This window comes from Citrobacter sp. VF227, assembly GCF_052950715.1.
Genome location: NZ_JBRFVF010000186.1, coordinates 1 through 576 on the forward strand (window position 1 = coordinate 1; position 576 = coordinate 576).

General features: G+C 70.5%; 1 protein-coding gene. It reads left to right on the plus strand.

Translation table 11 applies throughout. From position 1 onward, the window contains the following. Positions 1–103: 103 nt before the first annotated feature. A partial coding sequence (locus ACU8YC_RS25810; protein WP_446896081.1) for a multicopper oxidase domain-containing protein occupies positions 104–576 on the plus strand: 473 nt, incomplete at its 3' end.

Sequence of the window (576 nt, forward strand, 5' to 3'; positions counted from 1 at the left end):
CGCCGGAGGGGCGCCGAGCTTGATCCTCCCACGTGGGAAGGCCGCAACTTCGCGAGATCTTGGCCTCTAGCCCGGCTCTCCGCCGCGGCCCAGGAAGAATCGCATGGTGGCACCGCTCCTGTGGGACGGTCCGGCGCAGACGCGCCGCCGGTTCATCTCCGGCCTCGGCGCCTGTGCCGCCGCGGGTCTCGCGGCGCGCAGCCGCTCCGCGTTCGCCCTGGCGAGCCCCGGCGAGGCCACCGTGCCTCGCGCCGCGAGCTACGACCTCACACTGGCCCGCGGCACGGTCAACAAGACCGGCGCCCCGACCTGGGCGAATACCATCAACGGCGGCGTGCCGGGACCGGTTCTGCGCTGGCGCGAGGGTGACGTCGTCACCATCAACGTCCGCAACGAATTGCCCGAGATGACGGGCATGCACTGGCACGGCATCATCCTGCCCAACGACATGGACGGCGTGCCCGGCCTGGAGTTTCCGGGCATCCAGCCGGGCGAGTCCTTCACCTACCGCTTCCCGGTGCTGCAGAGCGGCACCTACTGGTACCACAGCCACATGGGCTACCAGGAGCAGAAGGG